Origin of the sequence: Streptosporangium carneum, from assembly GCF_027922005.1 — a bacterium.
GTDB lineage: Bacteria > Actinomycetota > Actinomycetes > Streptosporangiales > Streptosporangiaceae > Streptosporangium > Streptosporangium carneum.
Map to the genome: position 1 here is coordinate 149936 of NZ_BSEV01000020.1, position 22818 is coordinate 172753.

Annotated in this window: 22 protein-coding genes; 16 read left to right on the forward strand and 6 right to left on the reverse strand. The window is 70.9% G+C overall.

What is annotated here, in order from left to right; translation table 11 throughout:
- Positions 1-203 precede the first annotated feature (203 nt).
- The 3 genes from PKF00_RS32080 to PKF00_RS32090 all read left to right on the forward strand — a co-directional run bounded on the left by PKF00_RS32080 (position 204) and on the right by PKF00_RS32090 (position 3284).
- Positions 204-1397, forward strand: coding sequence for an NAD(P)/FAD-dependent oxidoreductase (locus tag PKF00_RS32080; RefSeq protein ID WP_271221442.1), 1194 nt, complete (start codon positions 204-206; stop codon positions 1395-1397).
- Positions 1394-2311: an RNA polymerase sigma-70 factor gene (locus tag PKF00_RS32085; protein ID WP_271221443.1), complete on the forward strand. Its 918-nt coding sequence runs from the start codon at positions 1394-1396 to the stop codon at positions 2309-2311. Before PKF00_RS32080 ends, PKF00_RS32085 begins: the two co-directional genes overlap by 4 nt.
- A 100-nt stretch (positions 2312-2411) precedes the next feature.
- Positions 2412-3284, forward strand: coding sequence for a GNAT family N-acetyltransferase (locus PKF00_RS32090; protein WP_271221444.1), 873 nt, complete (start codon positions 2412-2414; stop codon positions 3282-3284).
- Between the two features lie 126 nt (positions 3285-3410).
- Here PKF00_RS32090 and PKF00_RS32095 read toward each other — a convergent pair whose 3' ends face one another.
- Positions 3411-4154 carry an SDR family oxidoreductase gene (locus tag PKF00_RS32095; protein ID WP_271221445.1) on the reverse strand — a complete coding sequence of 248 codons (744 nt, stop codon included), beginning with the start codon at positions 4152-4154 and terminating at the stop codon, positions 3411-3413.
- Positions 4155-4235: 81 nt separating this feature from the next.
- Between PKF00_RS32095 and PKF00_RS32100 the strand changes: the two genes are divergently transcribed.
- On the forward strand, positions 4236-4709 hold the full coding sequence (locus PKF00_RS32100) for an RrF2 family transcriptional regulator (protein WP_271221446.1): 474 nt from the start codon (positions 4236-4238) through the stop codon (positions 4707-4709).
- An 833-nt stretch (positions 4710-5542) separates the two neighbouring features.
- On the opposite strand, the gene PKF00_RS32105 is transcribed toward PKF00_RS32100, so the two are convergent.
- The gene (locus PKF00_RS32105; protein WP_271221447.1) at positions 5543-6094 is read right to left on the reverse strand and encodes an ATP-binding protein; all 552 of its coding nucleotides are present in this window, start codon (positions 6092-6094) and stop codon (positions 5543-5545) included.
- Positions 6091-6369, reverse strand: coding sequence for a hypothetical protein (locus tag PKF00_RS32110; RefSeq protein ID WP_271221448.1), 279 nt, complete (start codon positions 6367-6369; stop codon positions 6091-6093). The genes PKF00_RS32105 and PKF00_RS32110 overlap by 4 nt, the downstream gene beginning before the upstream one ends.
- Before the next feature lie 216 nt (positions 6370-6585).
- On the opposite strand from PKF00_RS32110, the gene PKF00_RS32115 reads away from it, so the two are divergent.
- From PKF00_RS32115 to PKF00_RS32170, 12 genes are all read left to right on the forward strand, one after another.
- A complete protein-coding gene (locus PKF00_RS32115) occupies positions 6586-7410 on the forward strand; it encodes a helix-turn-helix domain-containing protein (protein ID WP_271221449.1) in 825 nt (274 codons plus the stop codon).
- A complete protein-coding gene (locus PKF00_RS32120) occupies positions 7395-7619 on the forward strand; it encodes a DUF397 domain-containing protein (protein ID WP_271221450.1) in 225 nt (74 codons plus the stop codon). Before PKF00_RS32115 ends, PKF00_RS32120 begins: the two co-directional genes overlap by 16 nt.
- 400 nt (positions 7620-8019) lie before the next feature.
- A complete protein-coding gene (locus PKF00_RS32125) occupies positions 8020-8775 on the forward strand; it encodes an ABC transporter ATP-binding protein (RefSeq protein WP_271221451.1) in 756 nt (251 codons plus the stop codon).
- Positions 8769-11237: an ABC transporter permease gene (locus tag PKF00_RS32130; protein WP_271221452.1), complete on the forward strand. Its 2469-nt coding sequence runs from the start codon at positions 8769-8771 to the stop codon at positions 11235-11237. Before PKF00_RS32125 ends, PKF00_RS32130 begins: the two co-directional genes overlap by 7 nt.
- Positions 11238-11513: 276 nt before the next feature.
- Positions 11514-12539: a 2,5-dihydroxypyridine 5,6-dioxygenase NicX family protein gene (locus PKF00_RS32135; RefSeq protein WP_271221453.1), complete on the forward strand. Its 1026-nt coding sequence runs from the start codon at positions 11514-11516 to the stop codon at positions 12537-12539.
- Positions 12540-12586: 47 nt separating this feature from the next.
- On the forward strand, positions 12587-13372 hold the full coding sequence (locus PKF00_RS32140; RefSeq protein WP_271221454.1) for a FadR/GntR family transcriptional regulator: 786 nt from the start codon (positions 12587-12589) through the stop codon (positions 13370-13372).
- Between the two features lie 50 nt (positions 13373-13422).
- Entirely contained in the window at positions 13423-14571 is a 1149-nt protein-coding gene (locus tag PKF00_RS32145; RefSeq protein ID WP_271221455.1) for an extracellular solute-binding protein, read from the forward strand.
- A gap of 25 nt (positions 14572-14596) precedes the next feature.
- Positions 14597-15691 (forward strand): ABC transporter ATP-binding protein, encoded by a 1095-nt coding sequence (locus PKF00_RS32150; protein WP_271221456.1) that lies wholly within the window; start codon positions 14597-14599, stop codon positions 15689-15691.
- A complete protein-coding gene (locus PKF00_RS32155; protein ID WP_271221457.1) occupies positions 15688-16596 on the forward strand; it encodes an ABC transporter permease in 909 nt (302 codons plus the stop codon). Before PKF00_RS32150 ends, PKF00_RS32155 begins: the two co-directional genes overlap by 4 nt.
- Positions 16593-17429, forward strand: a complete 837-nt coding sequence (locus PKF00_RS32160; protein WP_271221458.1) for an ABC transporter permease — start codon at positions 16593-16595, stop codon at positions 17427-17429. Before PKF00_RS32155 ends, PKF00_RS32160 begins: the two co-directional genes overlap by 4 nt.
- Entirely contained in the window at positions 17426-18655 is a 1230-nt protein-coding gene (locus PKF00_RS32165) for an amidohydrolase family protein (protein ID WP_271221459.1), read from the forward strand. Before PKF00_RS32160 ends, PKF00_RS32165 begins: the two co-directional genes overlap by 4 nt.
- The gene (locus PKF00_RS32170; RefSeq protein WP_271221460.1) at positions 18652-19860 is read left to right on the forward strand and encodes a metal-dependent hydrolase family protein; all 1209 of its coding nucleotides are present in this window, start codon (positions 18652-18654) and stop codon (positions 19858-19860) included. The genes PKF00_RS32165 and PKF00_RS32170 overlap by 4 nt, the downstream gene beginning before the upstream one ends.
- On the opposite strand, the gene PKF00_RS32175 is transcribed toward PKF00_RS32170, so the two are convergent.
- From PKF00_RS32175 to PKF00_RS32185, 3 genes are all read right to left on the reverse strand, one after another.
- Positions 19853-21148, reverse strand: coding sequence for a TolB-like translocation protein (locus tag PKF00_RS32175; RefSeq protein WP_271221461.1), 1296 nt, complete (start codon positions 21146-21148; stop codon positions 19853-19855). The two genes, PKF00_RS32170 and PKF00_RS32175, sit on opposite strands and share 8 nt — an antisense overlap.
- Positions 21145-21639 carry a SigE family RNA polymerase sigma factor gene (locus PKF00_RS32180; protein ID WP_271221462.1) on the reverse strand — a complete coding sequence of 165 codons (495 nt, stop codon included), beginning with the start codon at positions 21637-21639 and terminating at the stop codon, positions 21145-21147. The genes PKF00_RS32175 and PKF00_RS32180 overlap by 4 nt, the downstream gene beginning before the upstream one ends.
- Before the next feature lie 213 nt (positions 21640-21852).
- Positions 21853-22686, reverse strand: a complete 834-nt coding sequence (locus tag PKF00_RS32185) for an intradiol ring-cleavage dioxygenase (protein ID WP_271221463.1) — start codon at positions 22684-22686, stop codon at positions 21853-21855.
- Positions 22687-22818 lie beyond the last annotated feature (132 nt).

Sequence of the window (22818 nt, forward strand, 5' to 3'; positions counted from 1 at the left end):
CGACGTCCTGGTCAGTCCGAAGGCCGGCGCGTTCGCGCTCTTCTTCCTGCCGGAGTTCGTGCCCGAGGGCGTGCTTCTGCGGCCGCTCTCTCCTGCGGTGTGACGCGGGTCATATCGGTCCCGTGTCACGAACGGAAGGCCGGCTTGCGTCTGGTGGTCGTTCGCACAGCGGGAACGACAGGCACGAAGGAGACAGCAGAGCGATGAACGCGACAGCAGCGCAGCGGCACGAGGTCCTGGTCCTGGGCGCCGGCTACGCCGGGCTCTCCGCCGCGATCCAGCTCGCGGCCCGCACCAGGAAGCGGGGGAGTCTGCGAGTGACGCTGGTCAACCCCTACGACACCTTCACCGAGCGGCTCCGACTGCACATGACCGCCACCGGCCAGGAGACGGCCGAGATGAACATCCCGGAGCTGCTGGACGGCACCGGCGCCGTCTTCGTCCGTGGCTGGGTCACCGCCCTGGACGCCGAGGCGAAGACCGTCCGGATCGACGACCACCGGGTCCTGCGCTATGACTCCCTGGTCTACGGCCTGGGCAGCATCGCGGACACCGTCGCCGTCCCCGGCGTGGACGACCACGCCTACACCCTCAACGGCCCGCAGGACGCCGCCCTCCTCGCCGACCGGCTGACCCGGATCGACGGCGGGACCGTCGTGGTCGGAGGCAGCGGCCTCACCGGCGTCGAGGCCGCCGCCGAGATCGCCGAGCGGTACCCGAAGCTCCAGGTGGTGCTGCTGGGCCGGGGGGAGCCGGGCGCGAGCATGCACCTGAAGGCCAAGGCCTACCTGGACACGGCGCTTGCCCGGGTCGGCGTGCGGGTGCGCAGCGGCGTCGAGGTGGTCAAGGTGCTGCCGGACGGCGTCGAGCTCGCGGACGGCTCCAGCGTCCCGTCGGCCGCGGTGCTGTGGACCAGCGGCACCCGTGTCTCGCCGCTGGCCGCCGCCGCGGGCCTGACCGTCGACGAGCGCGGCCGTGTGGTCACGGACAGCGCGCTCCGCTCGGTCTCCCACCCGGACGTCTACGCCGTGGGTGACGCGGCGGCGATCCGTCAGGGCTACGGCGTGATGCACGGGACCTGTCAGGGCGGCATGCCCACCGGCGTGCACGCGGCCCTGTCGATCCTGCGGGTCCTGGCCGGCAAGGAGCCCAAGCCCTTCCGCTTCGGCTACTATCACACACCCGTCAGCCTGGGCCGGAACGACGCCGTCGTACAGTTCACCCACCCGGACGACAGCCCGCGCCGGATCGTGCTGACCGGCAGGCGGGCCGTGAAGTACAAGGAGACGGTCACCGCCGCGCCGTGGCCGACCTTCACCCGCATGAAGAAGATGCCCGCCTCGGGCTCGTTCTGGCCGCACGGCGGCCGCTACACCCGGATCCGGAGCGCCAAGTGACCCAGCCGCAGCAGACCGGTCCCGAGCAGCTCGCCTTCCAGCAGTACCGCACCCTGCTCTTCTCCGTGGCCTACCGCGTCCTCGGCACCGCCGCCGACGCCGAGGACGTGGTCCAGGACGCCTGGCTCAAGTGGTCGGCGGCCGATCGTTCCCAGGTCGCCGACCCGAAGGCCTACCTGACCCGGATCATCTCCAACCTGGCGATGGAACGGCTTCGTTCGACCCGCCACCGGCGCGAGACCTACGTCGGGCCATGGCTCCCCGAGCCGATTCTCACCGGCCCGGACACCGCCGACGACGTCGCCACGGCGGACTCGGTCTCCATGGCCCTGCTGGTCGTGCTGGAGACGCTGAGCCCCCTGGAACGCGCTGTCTTCGTGCTGAAGGAGGTCTTCGCCTTCAGCCACGCGGAGATCGCGGAGGCGGTGGAACGCTCGGAGACGGCGGTCCGGCAGGCCGCGCACCGCGCCCGCGAGCACGTCCAGGCCCGCCGGCCCCGTTTCACCGCGGACCGCGCCCGCCAACGCGACGTCACCGAGCGCTTCTTCGCGGCGACGGCGGGCGGTGACATCAACACCCTCATGGAGCTGCTCTCCCCGGACGTGACGCTATGGACGGACGGCGGCGGCAAGGTCCGTCAGGCCCTCAAGCCGGTCGTCGGCCTGGAGACCGTGGCCCGTTGGTTCGCCGCGCTCGGCACCGTGACCTACCAGGACATCGAGCCCGAGCAGATGCGGGCAGAGCTCACCTGGATCAACGGCGGCCCGGGCGTGGTCTTCCGCGGCCCGGACCGCGTGGTCGCCACGCTGACCTTCGACTTCGACCAGGAAGGCCGCATCTCGACCATTCACAACGTGGCCAACCCGGACAAGCTCCACGCCGTCGCCGACGGCACCCGGCACGAACTCCTGTGAGCCGCCCGATCGTTGTCGACGCCCTCCAGAGTCCCCGTGAGCGCCCGGGGAAAGGGGGATAATTGACCACTTGTCGTTTGGCTACCGCGATGGAGTCAGTGTGCCGGTTCGCATCACCCCGTTGGTCGACCCCGAGTCGAGCGCGTCCAGCCGCCGTCTGGCGTGGCTGGCCTCAGGACCCGATGGAGTCCCGGTGGGATCGGCGTTCCTGCGCCTGCTCACCCGCGAGGGCCAGGACCACCTGGCCGAGCTGGAGTTGGTCGTGCATCCGGCGGAACGGCGTGCGGGGGTGGGCTCCGAGCTGCTGGCCCGCATCGTGGAGGAGGCCAGGCGGGAGGGCAGGCGCTCCATGGTCGCCCAGGCCGGGGCCGACACGCCGGGGGAGCGGTTCCTCGCGGCTCGCGGGTTCAGGAAGGTGCTCGGTCTGACGTTCGCCAGGCTCCCGCTGACGCAGGGTGACGTGGGTCCGGCAGACGGCCGGCCGCCCCTCGGCTACCGGCTGCGTTCCTGGGACGGCACGGTGCCCGACGAGCTGGCCGAAACCTTCGCCGCCTCCCGGCGGGCCATGGACGACATGCCGATGGACGAGGTCGACTACGGGGTCGTGGTCTGGGACGTCGAGCGGGTCAGGGCGGCGGCCAAGGCCGTCGAGGACCGTGGTGACCTGCTCCACACGGTCGTCGCCGTCGACGAGTCCGACGGCTCGATCGCCGGGTTCACCGAGCTGGTCGTCCCCGGCGACGGCAAGGGGGACGGCCAGCACTACGGCACGGGGGTCCTGCCCGAGCACCGGGGCCACGGCCTGGCCAGGTGGATGAAGGCCGAGGCCATCCGGCAGGCCCGCGAGCGCCACCCGGATCTGGACGGGCTGCTGACCGACACGGCCGACAGCAACGTCCACATGCGAGCCGTCAACGACTCACTCGGCTATCTGCCCACCCACAGAGAGGTCCAGTACCAACTGAACCTTTGACATCCCCCGCCCCCGAAGGACCGGGACTCCCGGCCGAAGCCGGGTGGTTCGCGGTCCACAGCTCCGCCCAGCGGCTGGAGGGCTCCCCGTGCGGCCACCCCATGCCCTGGCCTCGCCCCGGTGGCTCTATCGCTGTTCCGCGAGCCAGTCGTCGAAGGTGGTCGGCGCGATGCGGGCGCCCTCGCCGGGCAGCAGCACGTCGCCGGCCATCGTCGGGCCGAACAGACCCGACCACGTCGGCACGAGCCTCACTTTGTGACCGCGCGCCTCGTTGGTGCGCCGGGCCATGTCGACGAGGTCCTGCGTCTCGGGTCCGGCGACGTCGACGTGGCGCCCCTGCGGCTCGCCCGTCGCGACCTCGGCGAGGATGTCGGCGACGTCCGAGGGGGCGATCGGCTGCACGAGCAGCGGCGCGATCGTGGCGACGCCGTCCTGCTCGGTCCAGCTCGCCACCATCGCGGCGAAGTCGTGGAACTGGGTGGCCGGGACGATCGTCCACGGCACCGGACCGGCGGCGACGAGGCGCTCCTGCTCCCGCTTGCCGACGTAGTGCGCGTTGCCCTCGACCCGAGCGATCCCGACGATCGAGAGCAGCACGTGGTGACGGACACCGGCCCGCTCCCCGGCGGCGAGCAGGTTGCGCGTGGTGGCGCCGAGGTAGGCCACCGTCCCGTCCCGGTCGGCCGTCGGCGCGTTGGTGACGTCGATGACCGCCTCGACGCCGGTCAGGGCGTCGTCGAGCCCGTCCCCGCTCACCAGGTCCACGCCGAGTGAGCGGCTGACGCGCACGACCTCGTGCCCACCCCGTTCGAGGGCGGCGACGGTGAGGGAACCGATGTTCCCGGTGGCGCCCGCGACTGCGATCCGCATGACGATCTCTCCTGTCTCTCTACTGCGCTCGACACTATCTCGGACTAAAAAGATCCGCAATATCCACGATAGGATGGGGACATGAAGCTGCCTGTGAGCACCGAATGGGTGTTGCACTGCGCCACGACGCTGGCGCAGCTCGAGCCGGGAGCCACCGCGTCGGCGGCGCAGCTCGCGGAGTACTACGACATCCCGGCGCCCTACCTCGCCAAGCAGCTGCAGGCCCTCGTCAGAGCCGGTGTGCTGGCCGCGACGACGGGCCCGAGGGGCGGGTTCCAGCTCGCACGGCCGACTTCCGAGATCACGATGCTGCAGATCGTCGAGGCGGTCGACGGCGCGTCCTCGCCGTACAGGTGCCGTGAGATCCGCCAGCAGGGGCGGGGAGCGCTGTCGCCTGAGGAGTGCCTGAACACCTGCGTCCTGGCCGAGAAGATGGCCGACGCGCATGAGGCGTGGCGGCGCAGCCTCGCCGGGGTCACGCTCGCCGACATCCTCGCCTCACTGCCCCCGTCGGCACCGGCCCGAACTCGATCACGTCTCGCCGACACGCGCTGACGGGCGGGGCCAGACGCGGTCAGGGCGAACACCATTTAGGGTGCGGTTTGAAATCCCTCTGTTCGTGTGCGGTGAACACTCGGCTGACGGCTCGGCGGAGCGGGGGACTTTTCGCTCTTGACAGCGCGTGGAGCACGTCTATCTTCCATTTAGGAAGCTTTCTTAATAGTTTTTCATCTTCGGGGACCGTTCATGTCCACCGACCTGCTGGAGGTCAGCAGATGCACATGAGAAAGCGCGCTGCAGCCCTGTCTGTCACGGCCCTTCTTGCCGCAGCCGCGCTCTTCGGCACGGCCTCTCCCGCGCACGCCTATCCCACCGGCTGCTCGTGGGGCTGGGACAGCTCGATCGCCTGGGCCCACTGCACCGGTGGTACCGGCAATTATCGAGTCTGGGTCCGCATCACCCACCCCGACCGCCAGGCCGACTTGCGGTGGGACGAGTACGGCACCTGCGTGTCTCCCGGGCAGCGTTCCGAGTACGTGCGTCACTGGTCCTATTCAAATGACATAAAGGGTCACATACTCTGCTGATTTCGGCCCTGTGCCCTGGTTCCCGCCGGACGGCCTCCGAGCCATCGGGCGGGGACCTTGTGTGCGTATACAGGGAAGTTTGAAAACCGAGCCACAGTTGATTCTCATCTATGGGGCGCAGTGGTTTTCCCCTTTTCGGATTCGACAGGGGCGGACTCAGGGTTTCGGCTCTCCGGGGCGGCGACGCGGGTCGGAGTGCCGCACCGGCGCGCGTTCGCAGGTCGCCCGAAGGAGTGCGGACGCCCGGGGCGGTCGGGGGCCGGGCGGGGATTCCCAGGTGCTCCTCCCGCAGTTCGTCCGTCAGGTCCTCCCGGAGGGGAGGTCAGGCCTCTTCGAGAGGGGAGTGGGCGGAGGGGAGGCGAGGACCTGGAACCAGACCGCGCGACCCGGCTCGGCGTCGGCGGTGCCCCAGCGCAGCGACAGTGCCTCCACCAGGAGCAGGCCGCGTCCGCTCTCGCCGTCGGGATCCACCCGCAGCACCGGATGTCCGCCGTCGGAGCCGACGTCCAGCACCTCCACGTGGACCACGGCCTCCCTGCCGGGATTCACATGGACTTCGGGCTCCCGGCCCGGACGGCTCACCCCGAGACGGACGAACAGCAGGCCGTCCCGTGAGCGGCTGTGAGTGATCGCGTTCGTGACCAGTTCGCTGGTCAGCAGCTTGATCGTGTGCACCGTGTCGGGCGGGACGTGCGGGGCGTCCACGCCGAGCCGTACGGTCACCCAGGTGCGGGCGGCTCCGACGGAGGCGGGCACGCCGTCCAGCAGGCGGGTGCCCATCCAGCGGACGCCGCGCCAGCGCGGCGTCATGAGCAGGGACGACAACGCCTCCACCTCGGTCCCGCCCCTCACGACGCCACCACTCGAAGGATCGCCTCGGCCGCCCCCTCGTCGAAGGCCCGCACCCAGGCCCCTTCGCGCCAGCTGAACCCCCACCCGTTGGCTCCCCGTACGGCCCGCACCCGGACCGGGGTCTCCGCGACGGTCGTGATCTCCAGAGCCGGTGTGCCGTCGACGGGAAGGAGTAGCGAGCTGGAGACCCCAAGGTCACGAAGGTCCCAGCCCAGCCGTACGAGGTGAACGAGCTCTTCCTCTCGCTGACTACGCGTCTTCGTCACGTTTGTCATGATGACTCCTCCAATATTGGTGGAATTGTCGCTTTTCTCTCGCGACTCCCAGGGGAGAAGCTTTCTGGGCCTTCAGAATGCTCAGGCGAAGAGCGGGATTGGAGAAGGAATCTGCCGACAATCGAATGACAAAAACCTCCACGCCAGGTAACTATTAGTCATGGCCGGTCAATGGAGATCGTCACGCGGTGTGTGCATGCTTGAGGGGGAGGGAGCATGACCAATGATTTCGATCCGCGCCTGACGCCGATTGAGCGTTTCGGGCGCGAGCTGGCACGGGTGCGCAGGGAAGCGGGGCTTTCACAGGCCAGACTCGGCGCGCACCTTGGCGTCTCATCGTCGCTTGTGGGGCACATAGAGATCGGAAACCGGACACCGCAGAGCGGTTTCGCCGCCCTGTGCGATGAGGTGTTCAAAACGGGCGACCTTTTCGCCCGTCTTTGTCGGAACATCACCGCTCCGTCGGGACCGCTGTGGTTCATCAGATGGTCCGACGAGATCGAGCCCCGAGCGCGCGTGCTGCGAAGCTGGGATCCGCTGCTGGTCCCCGGACTGCTGCAGACCGAGAGCTACGCCAGGCACGTCTTCCGTGGCGGTCTGGCCGCCTCTGAACAGGAGGTCGAAGAGCTGGTCAACGTTCGCATGCGGCGTCAGACGGTTCTGCAAAGGGAAAACCCGCCCGCGCTGTGGGTGCTCCTGGACGAATGGGTGCTCCGCCGTCCTGTGGGCGGCCCGGAGGTCATGTACGAGCAGCTCGATCACCTTGTGGCCATCGCGGGTCGCCACAATGTGAAGCTGCAGCTCGTCCCCCATGACTCGCCCTGTACGTCGGGTCTGCTGTCCGCGTTCGCGCTCGCCGAGCTGTCGGACGCGCCGACTACTGTTTCGGTCGAGTCAGCGGGAGCGGGTGAGGTTTCCGCCGCACATGATCTGGTAAATACCGTCTGGAATAGATATGACAGGATAAGGACGGAGGCGTTCCGTCCCGGGCAGTCACTAGAGATGATCAAGAAGGCGAGGAGCCAATGGAAAATGGCCTGAGCATGGTGGATCTCTCCGGAGCCGAATGGAAGAAGAGCTCCCGCAGTGGGGAGAGCGGTGGAAACTGCGTCGAGGTCGCCGGGAATCTCCCTGGAATCATCGCCGTTCGTGACAGCAAGAACCCCACAGGTCCCTCTCTTGCCTTCACCCCATGTGAATGGGAGACGTTCGTTAAAGGTGTGAAGTCGGGAAGTTTCGACCTGATCTAGTCCTGTCAGTGGGAGGGGTCACCGGGTCGCGCGCCGTCCAACGGCGCCGATCCGCTCGGTGTCAGCCGTTCGCCGTACCGGCGCGGTGGACAGCCAAGCGGCGTGGTGAGGGTGTGTGGTGGTCGCGCGCCGCAGGGGTTGCCGCAGGGGGTTGGGCGGGGCTCTGGGCAGGGATGGGGTGGGCAGCGGTCGTCTCACCGGAGCTGGGGCCTCACGGGTGGGTGGCCCTTCCTCAGCGGGCGCAGCCTTTCCACCTCAGCCCTGAATTCCTTTCCGCGCCGCTCGTCATGGTAAGGCCAGCACTACCAATGGATGGGGGTTCACCAGCTCGTGCCCGGGATGTCCGGATCTCTAGTTTTAGGTACGCCCAAGCAAGAGATTCGAAGACGGGGGACGACAGGTGGCGACGCACGCGGTGCGCCTCAACGCGGTGACCAAGACATACGGAAAGCACGTGCACGCGCTACGCGGGGTCACGGTCGAGCTGCCGCGTGGCGGGTTCACCGCCGTCATGGGCCCGTCGGGCTCGGGCAAGAGCACCTTCCTGCACTGCGCGGCCGGGCTGGACACCCCCACCTCGGGCACGGTCCACATCGGCGACACGGAGCTGTCGCGGATGAACGAGACCCAGCTCACCGAGCTGCGCCGGGAGAAGGCGGGCTTCGTCTTCCAGGCCTTCAACCTGATCCCCTCCCTCACCGTGACCGAGAACGTGCTGCTGCCGTTCCGGCTGGCGCGCAGGCGGCCCGAGCACGCCTGGCTGGCCGAGGTGATCGAGCGGGTCGGGCTGGGCGGGCGCACGGAGCACCGGCCGTCGCAGCTGTCCGGCGGTCAGCAGCAGCGGGTGGCGATCGCCCGCGCGCTGGTGACCCGCCCCGAGGTGGTCTTCGCCGACGAGCCGACCGGGGCGCTGGACACCCAGACCGCCGCCGAGGTGCTCGGCCTGCTCCGGCAGGTGGTGAACAGCACCGGCCAGACCGTGGTGATGGTGACCCACGACCCGGTGGCCGCCTCCTACGCCGACCGGGTGCTGTTCCTCGCCGAGGGCGTGCTGGTGGACGAGGTGTACGCCGCCAACGCGCAGACGATCGCCCACCGGATGACCATGCTCGGCCGCGCGAGGCTCGCTGGGACCGTGGGGGCGGCGGCATGCTGAGGCTCGCCTTCGCCACCTCACGAGGCCGCCTGCTCTCGCTGGCGAGCTCGTTCGTCGCGCTGCTGTTCGCCGTGGCCCTGATCGCCTCCTGCGGGCTGCTCATGGAGAGCGGCCTGCGCGCCCACCTGCCCGCCGAACGCTACGGCGCGGCCCCGGTCGTGGTGGCCGGAGTGCAGGAGGTCACCCTCAGGTCGAAGGAGGCCGAGCTGGGACAGTCTCTTCCCGAGCCGGTCGCGATCCCGGCCACCCTGGCCAAGAAGATCGCCCAGGTGCCCGGCGTCACCGAGGTCGTGCCCGAGGTCGGCTTCCCGGTCGGGCTGACCGGAGCCGACCGGCGGGTGGTCGGACGCTCCTGGCAGTCGGCGCGGCTGACGCCGTACACCCTGACCAAGGGCCGCGCGCCCGCCACGGCGGGCGAGATCGTCGTGGACGTCACGCTGGGCCGCAAGGTCGGCCAGAAGGTGCGCGTCGCCGGCCGGGACGGCCTGCGCGACTACACCGTGACCGGGATCGCCGGGCCGGGCCTGGCCCGGCAGGCGTCGGTGTTCTTCACCGAGCAGCGCGCCGCCGAACTGTTCGCCCGTCCCGGCAAGGTGTCGGCGTTCGGGGTGTTCGGCGAAGGCGAGGGTGAGGGACTGGCGGAGCGGGTCGAGCAGGCGCTCGGCGACAAGGTGACGGTGTACGCCGGCGACCAGCGCGGTCTGGCCGAGGACACCTCGGCACAGGGCGGCCGGCAGATGCTCATCATGCTCAGCGCCAGCCTCGTCGGTGTGATCGTCATGGTTGCGGTGCTGGTGATCGCCGGCACGTTCGGGCTCTCCGTCCGGCAGCGCGACCGGGAGATCGCGCTGCTGCGGGCCGTCGGTGCGACGCCCCGGCAGGTCCGCGCCATGATCGGACGGGAGGCGCTGGTCATCGGGATCGCCGCCCTCGTGCCCGGACTGCCGCTGGGCGTCGCGCTGGGGACGTGGCTGTTCGGTCAGTTCGTCGCGCGGGGCATGGTGCCGGAGGGGTTCGCCGCGGCGGTCAGTCCCCTTCCGCTGCTGGCCGCGGCCGGGATCGGGCTGCTCACGGCCTGGCTGGCCGCCCTCGGCGCGGTACGGCGCGCGGCCCGCATCAAGCCGACCGAGGCGCTGGGCGAGGCCATGGCCGAACGCAGGGAACTGGGCCGCGGCCGGATGATCTCCGGCCTGGTCTTCCTCGTCCTGGGCGCGGCGGCCTCGGCCGCGTCCATGGCCGCGGCCGGTGAGACGGCCGCGATGAGCGCCAGCGCGATCGTGCTTCTCCTCATCACCGCCGCCATCCTGCTGAGCCCCTGGCTGGTCCGGCTGGCCGCGCTCCTGGCGAGTGGCGTGATCGGCCGGACCTCGCCGGTCAGCGGCTACCTGGCCACGGCCAACACCAGAACGGCGGCCAAGCGGCTGGCCTCGGTCGCCGGTCCGCTCATCCTGATGTTCGCCTTCACGGCGACCACGCTGTTCGCCCAGTCCACCATCGGCGACGCGACCACCCGGCAGGCCCTGGAGGGCAACCGCGCCGACTACATCCTGCAGTCGACCGGGCCCGGCCTGCCTCCCGACGTCGCCCAGGCCGCCCGCGGCCTGTCCGGGGTCACGGGCGTGACCCAGACGATCGGCACCGAGGTGATCGCCGACACGGTGGAGCTGGGAGACCCCACGCTGAAGCCGATGGGGGCGCTCGGCCTGACCGTGCCCGCGCACGGGATCGACCTGGGCGTCACCTCCGGCTCGCTGGAGCGGCTGCGCGGCGACACGGTGGCGCTGAGCACGCTGGCGGCCTCCTCCTTCGACGCGGAGGTGGGGGGCAAGGTCCGGCTGCTGCTGGGCGACGGCACCCCCGTCACGCTGACCGTCGTGGCCGTCTACGAGCGCGGTCTCGGGTTCGGCGACGTCGCCCTGCCGTACACGCTGGCGCGCGACCACTCGGCCGCCGGGATGGCGGGCCGGGTGTACGTCACCGGAGGGGAGAAGGAGCGGCTCGCCGCGCTGGCCCCCGGGCTGACGGTGCTGGACCGGGCCGAGGCCGGCGCGGCGGTCAACGCGGCGCAGGAGTTCAGCGACTGGGTGAACCTCCTGGTGATGGGGCTGATCATCGTGTTCATCGTGATCTCGGTGGTCAACACGCTGGTGACGGCCACCGGCGGGAGGGTGCGGGAGTTCGCGCTGCTGCGCCTGGTCGGCGGCACCCGCAGGCAGGTGCGCGGCATGGTGCGCTGGGAGGCGCTGCTGGTCGGCGGACTCGCGGTGATCGCCGGAACCCTGATCACCGCGCCGACGCTGATGGCGCTCAGCTACGGGCTGACCGGCTCGCCGCTGCCGCACGTGCCGTCCCTCACCTACGCGGCGATCGTGGTGGCGACGATGGGGCTGGCGTACGCGGCGACCCTGACCCCGGCCTGGAAGGTGCTGCTGGGCAGGCCCGCCGAGCAGATCCGCGGGTGAGCCCACGCGCGACGCCGTACGACTCCGAATGAGCTCGCGCGCGAGCCGCACGACCTCGAACGATCGGCGGGAGGCCTGGACGCCGTGACGGTGCCAGGCCTTCCGCCGTTCCGCCTGGTCCGCTGGATCGCCGTCGCCGGGGTCGACCCGCCCGGCGGAGCGCCGTCGATGTCCTGAGGGGCTCGAGGGTGACCCTTGACAATGAAATAAGAGCTAGCCCATAGTCCTTTCAAGCGACATGGCCCAAAGGGGTGGAAACCCCTAAAGGAGGTCCTAATGGGCGAGTTCCGGACTCATTCCCAGCTCATCGAAGCCGCGCTCAAGCGCTGCAACGTGCGCCCCGAGGAGAAGGCGGTGATGCTGAGCTCCCGCATCATCGACCCCGCCGACCTGGCGCCGTACGAGGAAGCCCTCCGCAGGACGTCGGATCACGTGATCTCGGTGCGTTACCACCCGATGGAGGTGACCGACGCCCACCACATGAACGACATGCTGCTGGCGGCGATGCAGCAGGCGGACTTCGTGCTCCACTACCGGGGCGGCACCTTCCCCACCCCGTTCGCCCAGCTCACCGCGCACTCGCGGGGCATCCCCGAGGTGGCCGCCTCCAGCACCCGGTGGCTCGACATCTGCCTCAACGAGGCCAACCAGTTCAGGCTCCACCCCTCGGACGAGATCGTCGCGGAGGCCATGGAAGCCGCCCGGCTCATGGAACGTACCAACGAGATCCACCTGACCAGCGACGGTGGCACCGACCTCGTGCTGCGCAAGGACGGCCGCAAGGGGCACCGCCAGCTCGGGCTCGCCGACAAGCCGGGCATCTGGGACAACTTCGGCTTCGCGATGGTGGCCTGCGCGCCGCTGGAGAACTCCGCGAACGGTGTCGTGGTCGTCGAACCGGGCGACGCGATGCTGCAGATGGGCGCCACGGTCCGCGACCCGATCACGCTGCGCGTCGAGGACGGGCGCATCGTCAAGATCGAGGGCGGGGAGTCGGCGACCGCGCTCAGCCAGTGGCTGGAGCGGTGGCAGGACCCCGAGTCGTACGGCGTCTCGCACATCGGCTGGGGCCTGCACCCCAACGCGGTCTGGACGGGCAGCCCGCGGTTCACGCCGGTCGACGGGGAGTCCTACCGAGGCAGCATCCTCATCGCGTTCGGCTCGAACACCACCGACATGCCCGCCCGGCACTCCGGGATCGGCGGCACCCGGCACTGCGTCTCGCACCTGGACGTCCCGCTGCTGAGTCACAGCTTCGCCGTGGACGGCGTCCCGGTCGTGAAGTCGGGCAAGATCGTCTGACCTGTAGGGCCGTCGGGACCTACGTGACCGAAAGAGGGATGGAGCCCGTGAACGGCGAGACCGTCAACGCGATGCTGCAGGACCTGGCCGACCTGACCAACCTGGACCGGGTGGCCCCCACCGCGACCGCGTCGCGGGTCCTGGTGGAGATCGTCGACTCCATCCGCTACACCGCGATGCGCGAGGGCGACCGGCTGCCCAGTCTCGACGAACTGGCGGTCGCCCTCGAGGTCTCCCGGGAGAACGTCCGGCGAGCCGTCACCGCCCTCGCGGAGGCCGGCGTCCTGGACGTCAGGGTCGGCCGGGGCGGCGGCACGTGGGTCAAGGACCGCGCGGGCATTCCCACCGCCCTGAGCCGGGTCATCTCACGATCCACCTCGACATCCGAGTGGGAGGACCTGGTGGCGTTCCGCCAGCTGCTGCAGACCGAGGCCGCGTGCCTGGTCGGCGAGCGGCGGGACCCGGCGATCACGGCGCGGATCCACGAGTACCTCGCCGAGCTGCAGCGGGAGGCGGCCGGCGGGGACGTGGCCCGGGTCCTGTCCGCCGCCAACGAGCTGAACTGCGCGATCGCCGTCCTGTGCGGCAACCGGGTCCTCGCCCGAAGTCTGCTCCGCACGATCGACCTGATCTCGGTGATCGGAGTCTGGAGCATGTCCGACCTCGACCCGGCCCCCGGCTTCATCGGCCGGGTCGAGGACATCAGCCGCCGTCTTGTGCACGGCATCGCGGCGGGTGACCGCGAACAGATCAACGCCTCCGTCGCCGAGCAGATGAGTCTCACCCTCGGGGTGCTCAAGGGCGACGAGGGCGCGCTGTCGGGGGACACATGAAGGCCGGTGACATGAGCGTCACTCGGCCGAACCCGAGAAAGGCGACCAATATGGCTTCTCGATTCACACAGGGGAGGCCCCAGATCATCACGGCTGTCTCCTCGGGCATGTCCCGGCGAAACTTCCTGGCTCTGACGGCGGGCGTCGGAGGGACGCTGGTCCTCGGCGCATGTGGTGACGGCGGCGGCGCGGCAGGCGGCGCGGGCGGCTCCGGCGGCGGCGAACTGTCCGTGCTCCACTTCGAGGGCGCGGGACAGGAGGTCGTACCGGAGAAGGTGCTCGCGGCGTTCCGTACGGCGCACCCCGACCTGAAGATCAAGACGCTCATCGGCGGCTCGCGGTATCCGGAGGTGATCTCGGCCTACAAGGCGAGCGGCACGGCCCTGACCAACACCGGGCTGTTCACCGCGCAGGCCATGGCGCAGGGCGCCGGGATCGACATGTTCCGCCCGCTGACCGGCGCCGACGTGCCCCGCGCCGGATCGGCCGACCAGGCCTACCGGCACTTCGGCGACGCGGGCGTGCCGTTCAACACCAACCTCGTCGGCCTGGTGCACCGTACCGACCTGGCCGATCCGCCGACCTCCTGGCTGGACCTGCTCAACCCCGCCTACCGGGGCAAGGTCGGCCTGTACGACGCGCCCCAGGGGATCCTCATCGGCGGCCTGTGGGCGGTCAACAAGGCCCTCGGAGGCGACCCCGAGACCCTGGACGAGGGGTTCAAGGCCTTCGCGGAGGCGGCCAAGGCGGGCCAGTTCTCCACCGTCTACAACTCCAACCAGACCCAGTTCGACGCGCTCTCCCGGGGCAACGCCGTACTCGGGGTGAGCATCCTCGCCGCGCAGTCGAACTGGGCGGCGCAGGGCGCCAAGATCGGATACGTGGTGCCGAAGGAGGGCCAGCTGGCCATCCCGCTCTACCTCGCCGTGGTCAAGGGCGGCGGCGCCGAGCAGGAGAAGCTGGCGATCGAGCTGGTCAACGAGCTGCTCAAGCCGGAGAACGTCGGAGCCTACAACGACAACACCTTCGCGGGCGCGGTGTATCCCGACCTGCCCGCGGCGAAGGACAAGCCGGAGGTCTCCGCGCTGTCGGCCGAGGCGATGGCGAACGTGCTCCAGGTGGACTGGAAACGGTTCGCCGCCGTGGAGCCGAAGCTGGTGGAGCGCTGGAACCGTGATGTCAAGGGCAACCTCCGATAGCCGGGCAGGAAAGACGGGAGTGGCGATGAGCACCTCGCCCGAGGCCCTGCGGACGGGTCCGCGGGAAGGCCGCGCCAAGCCGCAGGGCGTGACCCTCAGAGGTCTGCGCAAGACGTACGGCACGGCGGTCGCCGTCGGCGGTGTGGACCTCGACATCGAGGCGGGCCGGTTCGCGGCGATCCTCGGGCCCAGCGGATGCGGCAAGTCGACTGTGCTCGGCATGATCGGCGGCTTCGTGGAGCCGACCGGCGGCGACATCCTCATCGGCGGCCGCCCGGTCGTGGGCGTGCCGCCCGAGCGGCGTCCGACGGCGATGGTCTTCCAGACGCTCGCCCTCTTCCCGCACCTGACCGTCGCCGGAAACGTCGCCTTCGGGCTGCGTGTGCGCGGCGTCCGGAAGGGGGCCGCCGCGGAGCGGACCCGCGAGCTGCTCGACCTGGTCCAGCTGGGGCCGCTCGCAGAAAGACGCGTCAGCGAGCTCAGCGGCGGTCAGCAGCAGCGGGTCGCCATCGCCCGCGCCCTCGCGGTCGAGCCCGCCGTACTGCTCCTGGACGAGCCGCTCAGCGCGCTGGACGCCCAGCTGCGCAAGCAGATGCAGATCGAGCTGCGGTCGATCCAGCAGCGCACGGCCACCACCTTCGTCTACGTGACCCACGATCAGCAGGAGGCGATGTCGATGGCCGACCAGATCGTGGTGATGCGGGAGGGCGCGGTCGAGCAGAGCGGGTCGCCGATGGACATCTACACCCGTCCCAGGACGGAGTTCGTGGCCCGCTTCCTGGGAGACGCCAACGTCGTCTCCGCGACGTCCGGGCAGGGGCGGTCCGTCCCCATCGTGCGGTGGCTCAGAGCCGAGGTGCCCACGGCCGGGGACCGGTGGGCGATCCGCCCCGAGGCCGTCATCCTCACCGGCGACCCGGAGGACACCGCGCCGATCCGGGGCACGGTCACGCGGGTCACCTACTACGGGGCGACGATGCGCTACGAGGTCGAGGTGGGCCTCGCCGAGCCGTTCGTGGTGACGGTTCCGGGCGAGCACCGCCCGTGGCCGGTCGACGCGGTCGTCGGCGTTGGACTCGACCCCCGGCGCGTCGTCGCCCTCCAGGGCGGCCCGGCATGACAGCCCAGATCACCGCGCGGCCCACCCGCCCCGATGGGAAGGCGGCGGGACGGTCGCGGTTGGTTCCCGGACTGCTGATGGTCCCGCCGCTGCTGCTGTTCGGCGCCCTCGTGCTGGCCGTCGCGCTCTTCGTCTACCGTGCCTTCGCCCCCGGCGTGACAGGGGAGTCGGGCGTCGTCGAGGCGATCGGAGCGGGCGCGCTCGACTCCTTCTACTGGGCGGCGATGCTGCGCACGGTGCTGGTCTCCCTCGGCGCGGCGATCCTGTCCTGCCTGATCTCGCTGCTGGTCGCCTCCGCGCTCGTCATGGTCGACCGGCGCGCGGTGACCGCGGCGACCATGGCCCTGCTGTTCTCGCCGCTCGTGGTGAGCATGGCGGTGCGCGGCTACGGGTGGCTGCTGATCCTCGACCAGCCGCCGGTCGCGCGCTCGCTCGACGCAGCAGGGAGCCTGCTGGGATTCCTCGGCGTGACACCGGGACTCCTGGCGACGGTGCTCGTGCTGGCGCACGCGATGATGCCGATCACCGCCTTCCCGCTCATCGGCAGGATGCGGGAGATCCACGGGCTCCAGGTCAACCGCGCCGCGCGCGACTTGGGAGCCGGGGCGGCGCGCGTGTTCCTGCGGGTCACCGTGCCGTTGGCCGCGCCGACGGCGCTGCGGGTGGGCGGCCTGGCCTTCGGGCTGGCCATGGGGGCCTTCGGCATCCCGGCGATCATCGGCAGGGGACGCGTCCAGGTGGTCTCCGAGCTGGTCTACCAGAACCTGCTGGCGGTCGACTGGCCCACCGCGTTCGTCAGGCTGGCGGTGCTGCTCCTGGTGACCGCGGTCGTGGTCACCCCGATGTTCGCGCTCGCGAAACGGCTGGGCCTGCGGACCGCGCCGAGACGGGAGAAAGCGGCATGAGAGGGCACACGAGAGGGCAGGGCCGGGGTTCCGCGTGGATCGTGATCGTGGCGGTGTGGCTGTTCATGGCGGCGCCGCTGGCGATCGTGGTGGTCAACAGCTTCAACGCCTCGGCGATCTCGCAGTTCCCGCCCGTCGACTGGTCGCTGCGGTGGTATCACGCCGCGGTCGCCGAGGAGTCGTTCCGCGACGGGTTCGCGCTCAGCGTCCGGGTGGCGTTCCTCGCGGCCACGATGGCCACCGTCGCCGGTCTGACGGCCGCCTACGCCTTCGACCGGTTCCGCATCCCCGGCGCGGCCACGCTGCAGTCGCTCATCAACACGCCCCTGAGCATGCCCAAGGTCGCCCTCGGACTGGCCGGTCTGATCGGCTACCTGACGGCCGGGAGCTGGTTCGGGTCGTTCAAGGCCGTCTTCGGCGGAGGCTTCGCGCTCACCGTCCTGCACGCCGCGATGACGCTCCCCTACGTCGTCGGCGTGCTGGTCTCGGCGCTCGAATCGGCCGACCGCCGGTTGGAGTCGGCCGCCAGGGACCTCGGCGCGGGACCGGTGAAGGCCTTCGCCCGGGTCGTCCTCCCGGCGCTCGTCCCCGGATTCCTGATCTCCTTCGGCTTCTCCTTCATGCTCTCCTTCGACGAGCTGGAGTCGTCGCTGTTCATGTCGTCCCTGTCCGGCGACACACTGCCGGTCGCGATGTTCACCTTCCTCGAAACCCACCTGGACCCCACCCTCGCGGCACTGTCGACGCTCCTCCTCGCCGGAACCGCTCTGGCGGCGGCGGCAGGGTTCGCGGTGTTCCGGGTGCTCCAACGACGAACACGAGGTGTCCGATGACCCTTCCCCCGCAACCCGAGGTCCTTCTACGCCCCGACCGGTGCCTGCTGCCCGACGGCTCGGCCTGGCGCGGGCAGGCGGTGCTCGTCGGAGCCGACGGCCTGATCGCCCACGTCGGCGACCCGGCCGCGGTCCCGCCCGTGGCTCCGGGGGCGAGCCGGGTCGAGTACGACCTGCCGGGAAGCACCCTGCTGCCCGGCCTGATCGACCTGCACCTGGTCGTCCTGCACGCCGGGCCGGTCGGATCGGCCCCCACCCTGGTGGAACGGATCCTGCGCGCTCAGCGCCTGCTCGACAGGATGATCGGCAGAGGGATCACCACGGTGCGCGACACCGCCAGCCAGCACTCCACCGCGCTCGAACTACGCGCCCTCGCGGCCGACGGCACGCTGCGGTCACCGTCGCTCGCCGTCGCCGGAAGCCCCATCGGGGCCACGGGCCGGGGCGGGGCGATGTACGGCAGCCAGGAGATCACGGGGGCCGACGAGGCCCGCCGTGCCGCCCGGCTGCAGGTGCGGCGCGGCGTCGACCTGCTGTCGGTGGCGGTCACCAACGGGCTGGCGGGCGGCGGGCTGGTGAACGGTCCCGCCGGTTGGCAGGAGCTGCGGCTGGACGAGGTGGAGGCCGTCGTGGCCGAGGCCCGCGCCGCCGGACGCGCCGTCTCCGCCAACGCCCTGGGCCTCGACGGCATCAGGACGGCGGTCAGCGCCGGGGTCGACACGATCGAGCACGCCTCGGAGCTGGACCGGCGCACCGCCGACCTGATGGCCGAGCGAGGCGTCACGATGGTTCCCACGCTGACCGTGGCGCACAGCTTCGTCGAGCACGGGCCGGAGCTGGGGCTTTCGCCCCGGCTGGTCGAACGGGCCCGCCGCCTGCTCGACGGCAACCAGGCGGCCGTGCGGATCGCCCGCGAGGCGGGGGTGACCATCGCCGCGGGCACCGACAGCCACGGCGAGGACACCGTGATCGAGGAGATCGGTCACCTGGCCGCGGCCGGGCTCAGCAACCGGGAGGCGGTGCTGGCCGCCACGACCGCCGCGGGCGCCGTACTGACCGGAGACCGGGCGGCCGGGAAGGTCGCGGTGGGACACCGGGGCGACCTGCTCGTCGTGGACGGCGAGGTGCCGCACGACCTGGGCGCGCTGCGTCGGCCCCGTCTGGTCCTCAAGAACGGGCGTGTCATGGTCGACCAGGCCGCACCCGTCATGGCGGTGGCGTCATGACCCGTACACTCCTGCGCTGCGGCCAGCTCGTCGACGGCCTCGGGCGGACGCTGCCCGACGCGGCGATCTCGATCGAGGACGGCGTGATCACCCAGGTGGGGCCGTGGACGGCGGACGACGTGGCGCGCCACGACGTGGTTCACGACTTCGGGGACCGCACGGTGCTTCCCGGCCTCATCGAGGCGCACGGCCACATGGGTCTGCTCGGCCCCGGGCTGCAGCTGTCCGCCGCGGAGATCGCCGCCCATGTGTTCGCCAACGTCCGCCAGGCGTTGCGCGAGGGATTCACCACCGTCAGGGACGCCGGAGGGATCGACGGGGGCGTGGCCGCCTGCGTCAGCACCGGGCTGATCTCCGGTCCGAGGATCCTGCCCTCGGGCCCCTTCCTCTCCCAGACCGGCGGGCACGCCGACCATCGGGGACCCTGGCACGAGCACGGCAGCGTGTCGATCCCGGGCCTGGTCCGGGTGGCGCTGGTCGTGGACGGCCCCGACGACGTACGGCGCGCCGCCCGTGAGGCGTTCCGCGCGGGCGCCAGCCAGGTGAAGGTGTGCGTCAGCGGCGGAGTCACCTCGGGAGGAGGGCTGGACCGCTGCCAGTTCAGCGTGGCCGAACTTCGCGCCGCCGTCGACGAGGCGGAGAGCCACGGCGGCTACGTGCACGCCCACGCGCACAGCGCCGCCAGTGTCCGGCACGGCATCGCGGCCGGTGTCCGCCACTTCGAGCACGGCAGCCTCCTCGACGAGGAGACCGCGCGGCTGATGGCGGAGGTCGGCGCCTGCCTGGTGCCGACGCTGCTCGTGCTGCAACGGCTGATCGGTACGGCCCCGCCGGAGACGGCCGCGTCCCTGACCGCGCTGATGGAGTCGATGAAGAAGTCCACGCTGCTCGCCCGCGACGCCGGTGTCATGCTCGGCAGCGGCTCCGACCTCCTCGGGACGGGGCAGCGCGGCCGGGCCGAGGAGATCGTGCTCAAGGCCGAGCTGCTCGGCCCGATGGCCGCGCTGGTCTCGGCCACCTCGGTGAACGCCGCCATTCTCGGCATCGCCGACCGGGTCGGCTCCGTGGCGGAGGGCAGGACGGCCGACCTGCTGGTGCTCGACGGCGACCCCCTCGCCGACCCCGGCGTCCTGGTCCGGCGGGGGGCCGTCTCGGCTGTCTTCCAGGCAGGAGTCCTCGCCACGGAGGCGGGTGAGGTCACCTGATGCGGGACAGGTTCACGATCACCTGCTTGCCGCCGCGTTGGTAGGCGAACAGGCCCGGGGCGCGGTAGTCGAGGCTCGCCGCGGAGGGCTGGCTCCCCCCGTCCGTGCGGAGGCCGAGGTCTGCCGCGCGTCCGGTGGCCAGGTCGTACAGGACCTGGCCACGCAGGCGGCCGCCCTTGCCCCGCTGGACGAGGGTGAGGAAGCGGTCGAGCGCGGGCGCGGTGGCGACGCCTCCGTCGGGGAAGCCGGGCAGTTCGCGCCGGCCGGTGCCGTCGCGGCGCGTCGCCGTGGAACCCCGCAGGCACCAGGTGATCAGGCAGGTGGATCCCTTTCGCGCGGTCGCCTGGCTCGACTCGCCGGTCCGGAGGTCGAGCAGGTCGCCGAAGGTCACCGCGTCGCCCGTTCTGTTGAGCGAGAGGCCCGGACTGGCCGCCCAGGGCCACCCGATCAGTGTGTGCTTCGCCGAGCCGGGCAGCTGCTCCGGCCTTCCGCCGGAAAGCGACACCTGGTGGACGCCGCCCCTGCCCCACAGCGACCACACGGCCTTGCCGCCGACGATCGCCAGGTCGATGCCGCCGTAGCGGGGAACGCCCTCGAACGAGGTGACCCTGCGCTGTGCCCCTCCCGAGCTCGGAGCCGTCCAGATGTCCACGATCAGCTTGTTCTGCTGTTTGCGGACCGTCCACCACGCCAGCTGACCGCCGCCCGCGGAGACGAACGAGGCCGTGACAACGGTACGCGGCGGGGGAGTGACGGCGACGAGTCGCCTGGCGGTGCGCGAGGTGATGTCGTAGGCCCAGAGACCGTCCATCCTGTCGGGGTTGCCGCCCTGCTCGGTCCTGGCCAGCACCGTGTGGTCGTCCAGGAACAGCTCGGGATGGAACGGCCTGCCGTCGGGCAGTGCGGCGGGAACGGTGTGCACGGCGTCGGGCCACACCTTCTCGATGGGCGGGAAGCTCCTGTCCGGAGCCGGGGGCGAGGCCGGAGGCTTCGGGGTGGGCTTCTTCGCGGGCTTTTTCACGGACGGGGTCGGGGAGGCGGTCGGGAGCGCGGTCGCCGTGGGCCGGATGGCGACGGCGGGCTCGTGGGCGGACAGAGCGTCGACGGCGAACGTGCCGCCGGTGGACATGACGACGACGGCCGCCGCCGCGTACAGGGCGACCCCGCGCCGGCGGCGGTGCCTGTGCCCGGCCTCGATCCGCGCGCGCAGGTCGTCGGCGGCTTTCGGCGCGTGCTCGGCGGCCCGCGTGAACTCGGCGGCCAGCGACTTCTCCAGGTCTGTGGTCACGCGAGGTACCCCATGTTCTCGACGAGGGCGGGGAGGTCGCCGCGGAGCTTGCCCAGGGCGCGGAACGCCTGGCTGCGCACCGTGCCCTGGGAGACGCCGAGGACGCCGGCGATCTCCGCGTCCGTCAGCTGCTCGTAGTAACGCAGCACCAGCACCGCGCGCTGGCGGCGCGGAAGCTTCGACAGGGCGTCCCAGAGAGGGGAGCCCTCGTACGGGGTGTCCACGTGGGCACGGTCAGGCGGCGTCGCGGTGACGTGTTCCCGTTTGCGTATCCGCCACGTGTTGATGTGCAGCCGTGTCATCGTGGTCCTGACGTAGCCTTCCGGGTCGCGTTGGCCCCGCACCCGCTCCCAGGCGCCGCGCAGCCGTACCAGGGCCTCCTGGACGAGGTCGGCCGCGTCGTGCGGATTGCCCGTGAGCACGTACCCGAAGCGGAGTAACGCGTCGGCGCGTTCGGCCACGAACTGCTCGAACAGCGAATCGCCCTGCACATCCGCACCTTTCTCCATCCATCCCGACCAAGACGGTCTTCGTTCGTCCCGACTAAGACGGCGAAGGGCGGTGAGTTGTTGCACGCGCGCCGATCATCGCGTCCGGCAGGAGAACCCCGGCGGGTCGGCCCGCCGGTCGTGTTCGGCTGGGCCGGGACGGAGCCGGTGCGTCGGTCGCGCCGGATCAGGAGGCCGGTGAGGGGCGAACGGGTCTCACGGCCAGTCCTGGCCGTTGTGGACGGCGTCGGGGTCGACCCCGAGGGTGATCGAGGCCTGGACTCCCTCGGTCAGGCGCTTCGGGTCGTACCTCAGGTCGAGCATGCCGTCGGCCGGGGTGTCGCCGGTGTGGAGCATGTCCTGGGCGTTGGTGGTGCGGGGCCTGGTGTTGGTCGAGTACGGCTGCGTCCGGGCGACGGCCTCGATGGCCTTCTCGGGGAAGTAGAGCTGGCCGGTGTGGCAGTCGTTGCCGCCGACGTAGGCCCCGTCCTTGAGGACGCCGTTGACGTGGACCTTGGTGTGGATGTGGATCGCGCGGCCGACGTACCAGCCGGGGAAGACGGTCCTGAAGGTGACCCAGCCGTCCTGGTCGGTCATCTGGAAGCCGCGGAAGAAGGTGGTGCCGCTGTCGGGCGCGGCGTGCATGCCGCCGCCGGACCCGTCGGGTGCGGCGGCGGGGAGGGCCGTGGGGGAGACGCCGCCGTCGCCGGACGACTGCTTCTCGTAGCTGGAGTAGACGCCCAAGGCGTCGCAGTGCCAGATGTCGACGGCCACGTCGCGCAGCGGGCGGCAGTTCTCCGCGTCGACGACCCGGACGCGGAGCAGCACCGGGACGCCCGGCTTCTGCTCGGTGATGTCCGAGCGGTGCTTGTCGTAGTCCAGGTAGTAGGGGCCCTCGATGGTCTCCTGGGTGAGCTTCATGCACGTGCCGGGGGACGCGGACGCCGTCGTGGCCAGATAGGCGGCGCCCAGCCCGGCGGCGGCGATGCCGACGCCTCCCGCGATGAGGATCTGGCGGCGGCTCGGGCCCGGTGTGTCGATCTCTTTCATGCGGAGGACATTAGGGACTTCATGTAAAGAAAAGGGCGGTATCCGGAGGTCGTCTCGGCGTACGAGACGAGCGGTGCGACCCCGGTCGCCGAAGGTCCGGAAGGGCGGGACGTCGCCGTGGCGCGGGCGGCG

Coding starts and splice junctions, on each gene's coding strand:
- PKF00_RS32080 (WP_271221442.1), top strand. CDS start 204: ATGAACGCGACAGCAGCGCAGCGGCACGAGGTCCTGGTCCTGGGCGCC.
- PKF00_RS32095 (WP_271221445.1), bottom strand. CDS start 4,154: ATGCGGATCGCAGTCGCGGGCGCCACCGGGAACATCGGTTCCCTCACC.
- PKF00_RS32100 (WP_271221446.1), top strand. CDS start 4,236: ATGAAGCTGCCTGTGAGCACCGAATGGGTGTTGCACTGCGCCACGACG.
- PKF00_RS32110 (WP_271221448.1), bottom strand. CDS start 6,369: ATGACAAACGTGACGAAGACGCGTAGTCAGCGAGAGGAAGAGCTCGTT.
- PKF00_RS32115 (WP_271221449.1), top strand. CDS start 6,586: ATGACCAATGATTTCGATCCGCGCCTGACGCCGATTGAGCGTTTCGGG.
- PKF00_RS32120 (WP_271221450.1), top strand. CDS start 7,395: ATGGAAAATGGCCTGAGCATGGTGGATCTCTCCGGAGCCGAATGGAAG.
- PKF00_RS32130 (WP_271221452.1), top strand. CDS start 8,769: ATGCTGAGGCTCGCCTTCGCCACCTCACGAGGCCGCCTGCTCTCGCTG.
- PKF00_RS32135 (WP_271221453.1), top strand. CDS start 11,514: ATGGGCGAGTTCCGGACTCATTCCCAGCTCATCGAAGCCGCGCTCAAG.
- PKF00_RS32145 (WP_271221455.1), top strand. CDS start 13,423: ATGGCTTCTCGATTCACACAGGGGAGGCCCCAGATCATCACGGCTGTC.
- PKF00_RS32150 (WP_271221456.1), top strand. CDS start 14,597: ATGAGCACCTCGCCCGAGGCCCTGCGGACGGGTCCGCGGGAAGGCCGC.
- PKF00_RS32155 (WP_271221457.1), top strand. CDS start 15,688: ATGACAGCCCAGATCACCGCGCGGCCCACCCGCCCCGATGGGAAGGCG.
- PKF00_RS32160 (WP_271221458.1), top strand. CDS start 16,593: ATGAGAGGGCACACGAGAGGGCAGGGCCGGGGTTCCGCGTGGATCGTG.
- PKF00_RS32165 (WP_271221459.1), top strand. CDS start 17,426: ATGACCCTTCCCCCGCAACCCGAGGTCCTTCTACGCCCCGACCGGTGC.
- PKF00_RS32170 (WP_271221460.1), top strand. CDS start 18,652: ATGACCCGTACACTCCTGCGCTGCGGCCAGCTCGTCGACGGCCTCGGG.
- PKF00_RS32185 (WP_271221463.1), bottom strand. CDS start 22,686: ATGAAAGAGATCGACACACCGGGCCCGAGCCGCCGCCAGATCCTCATC.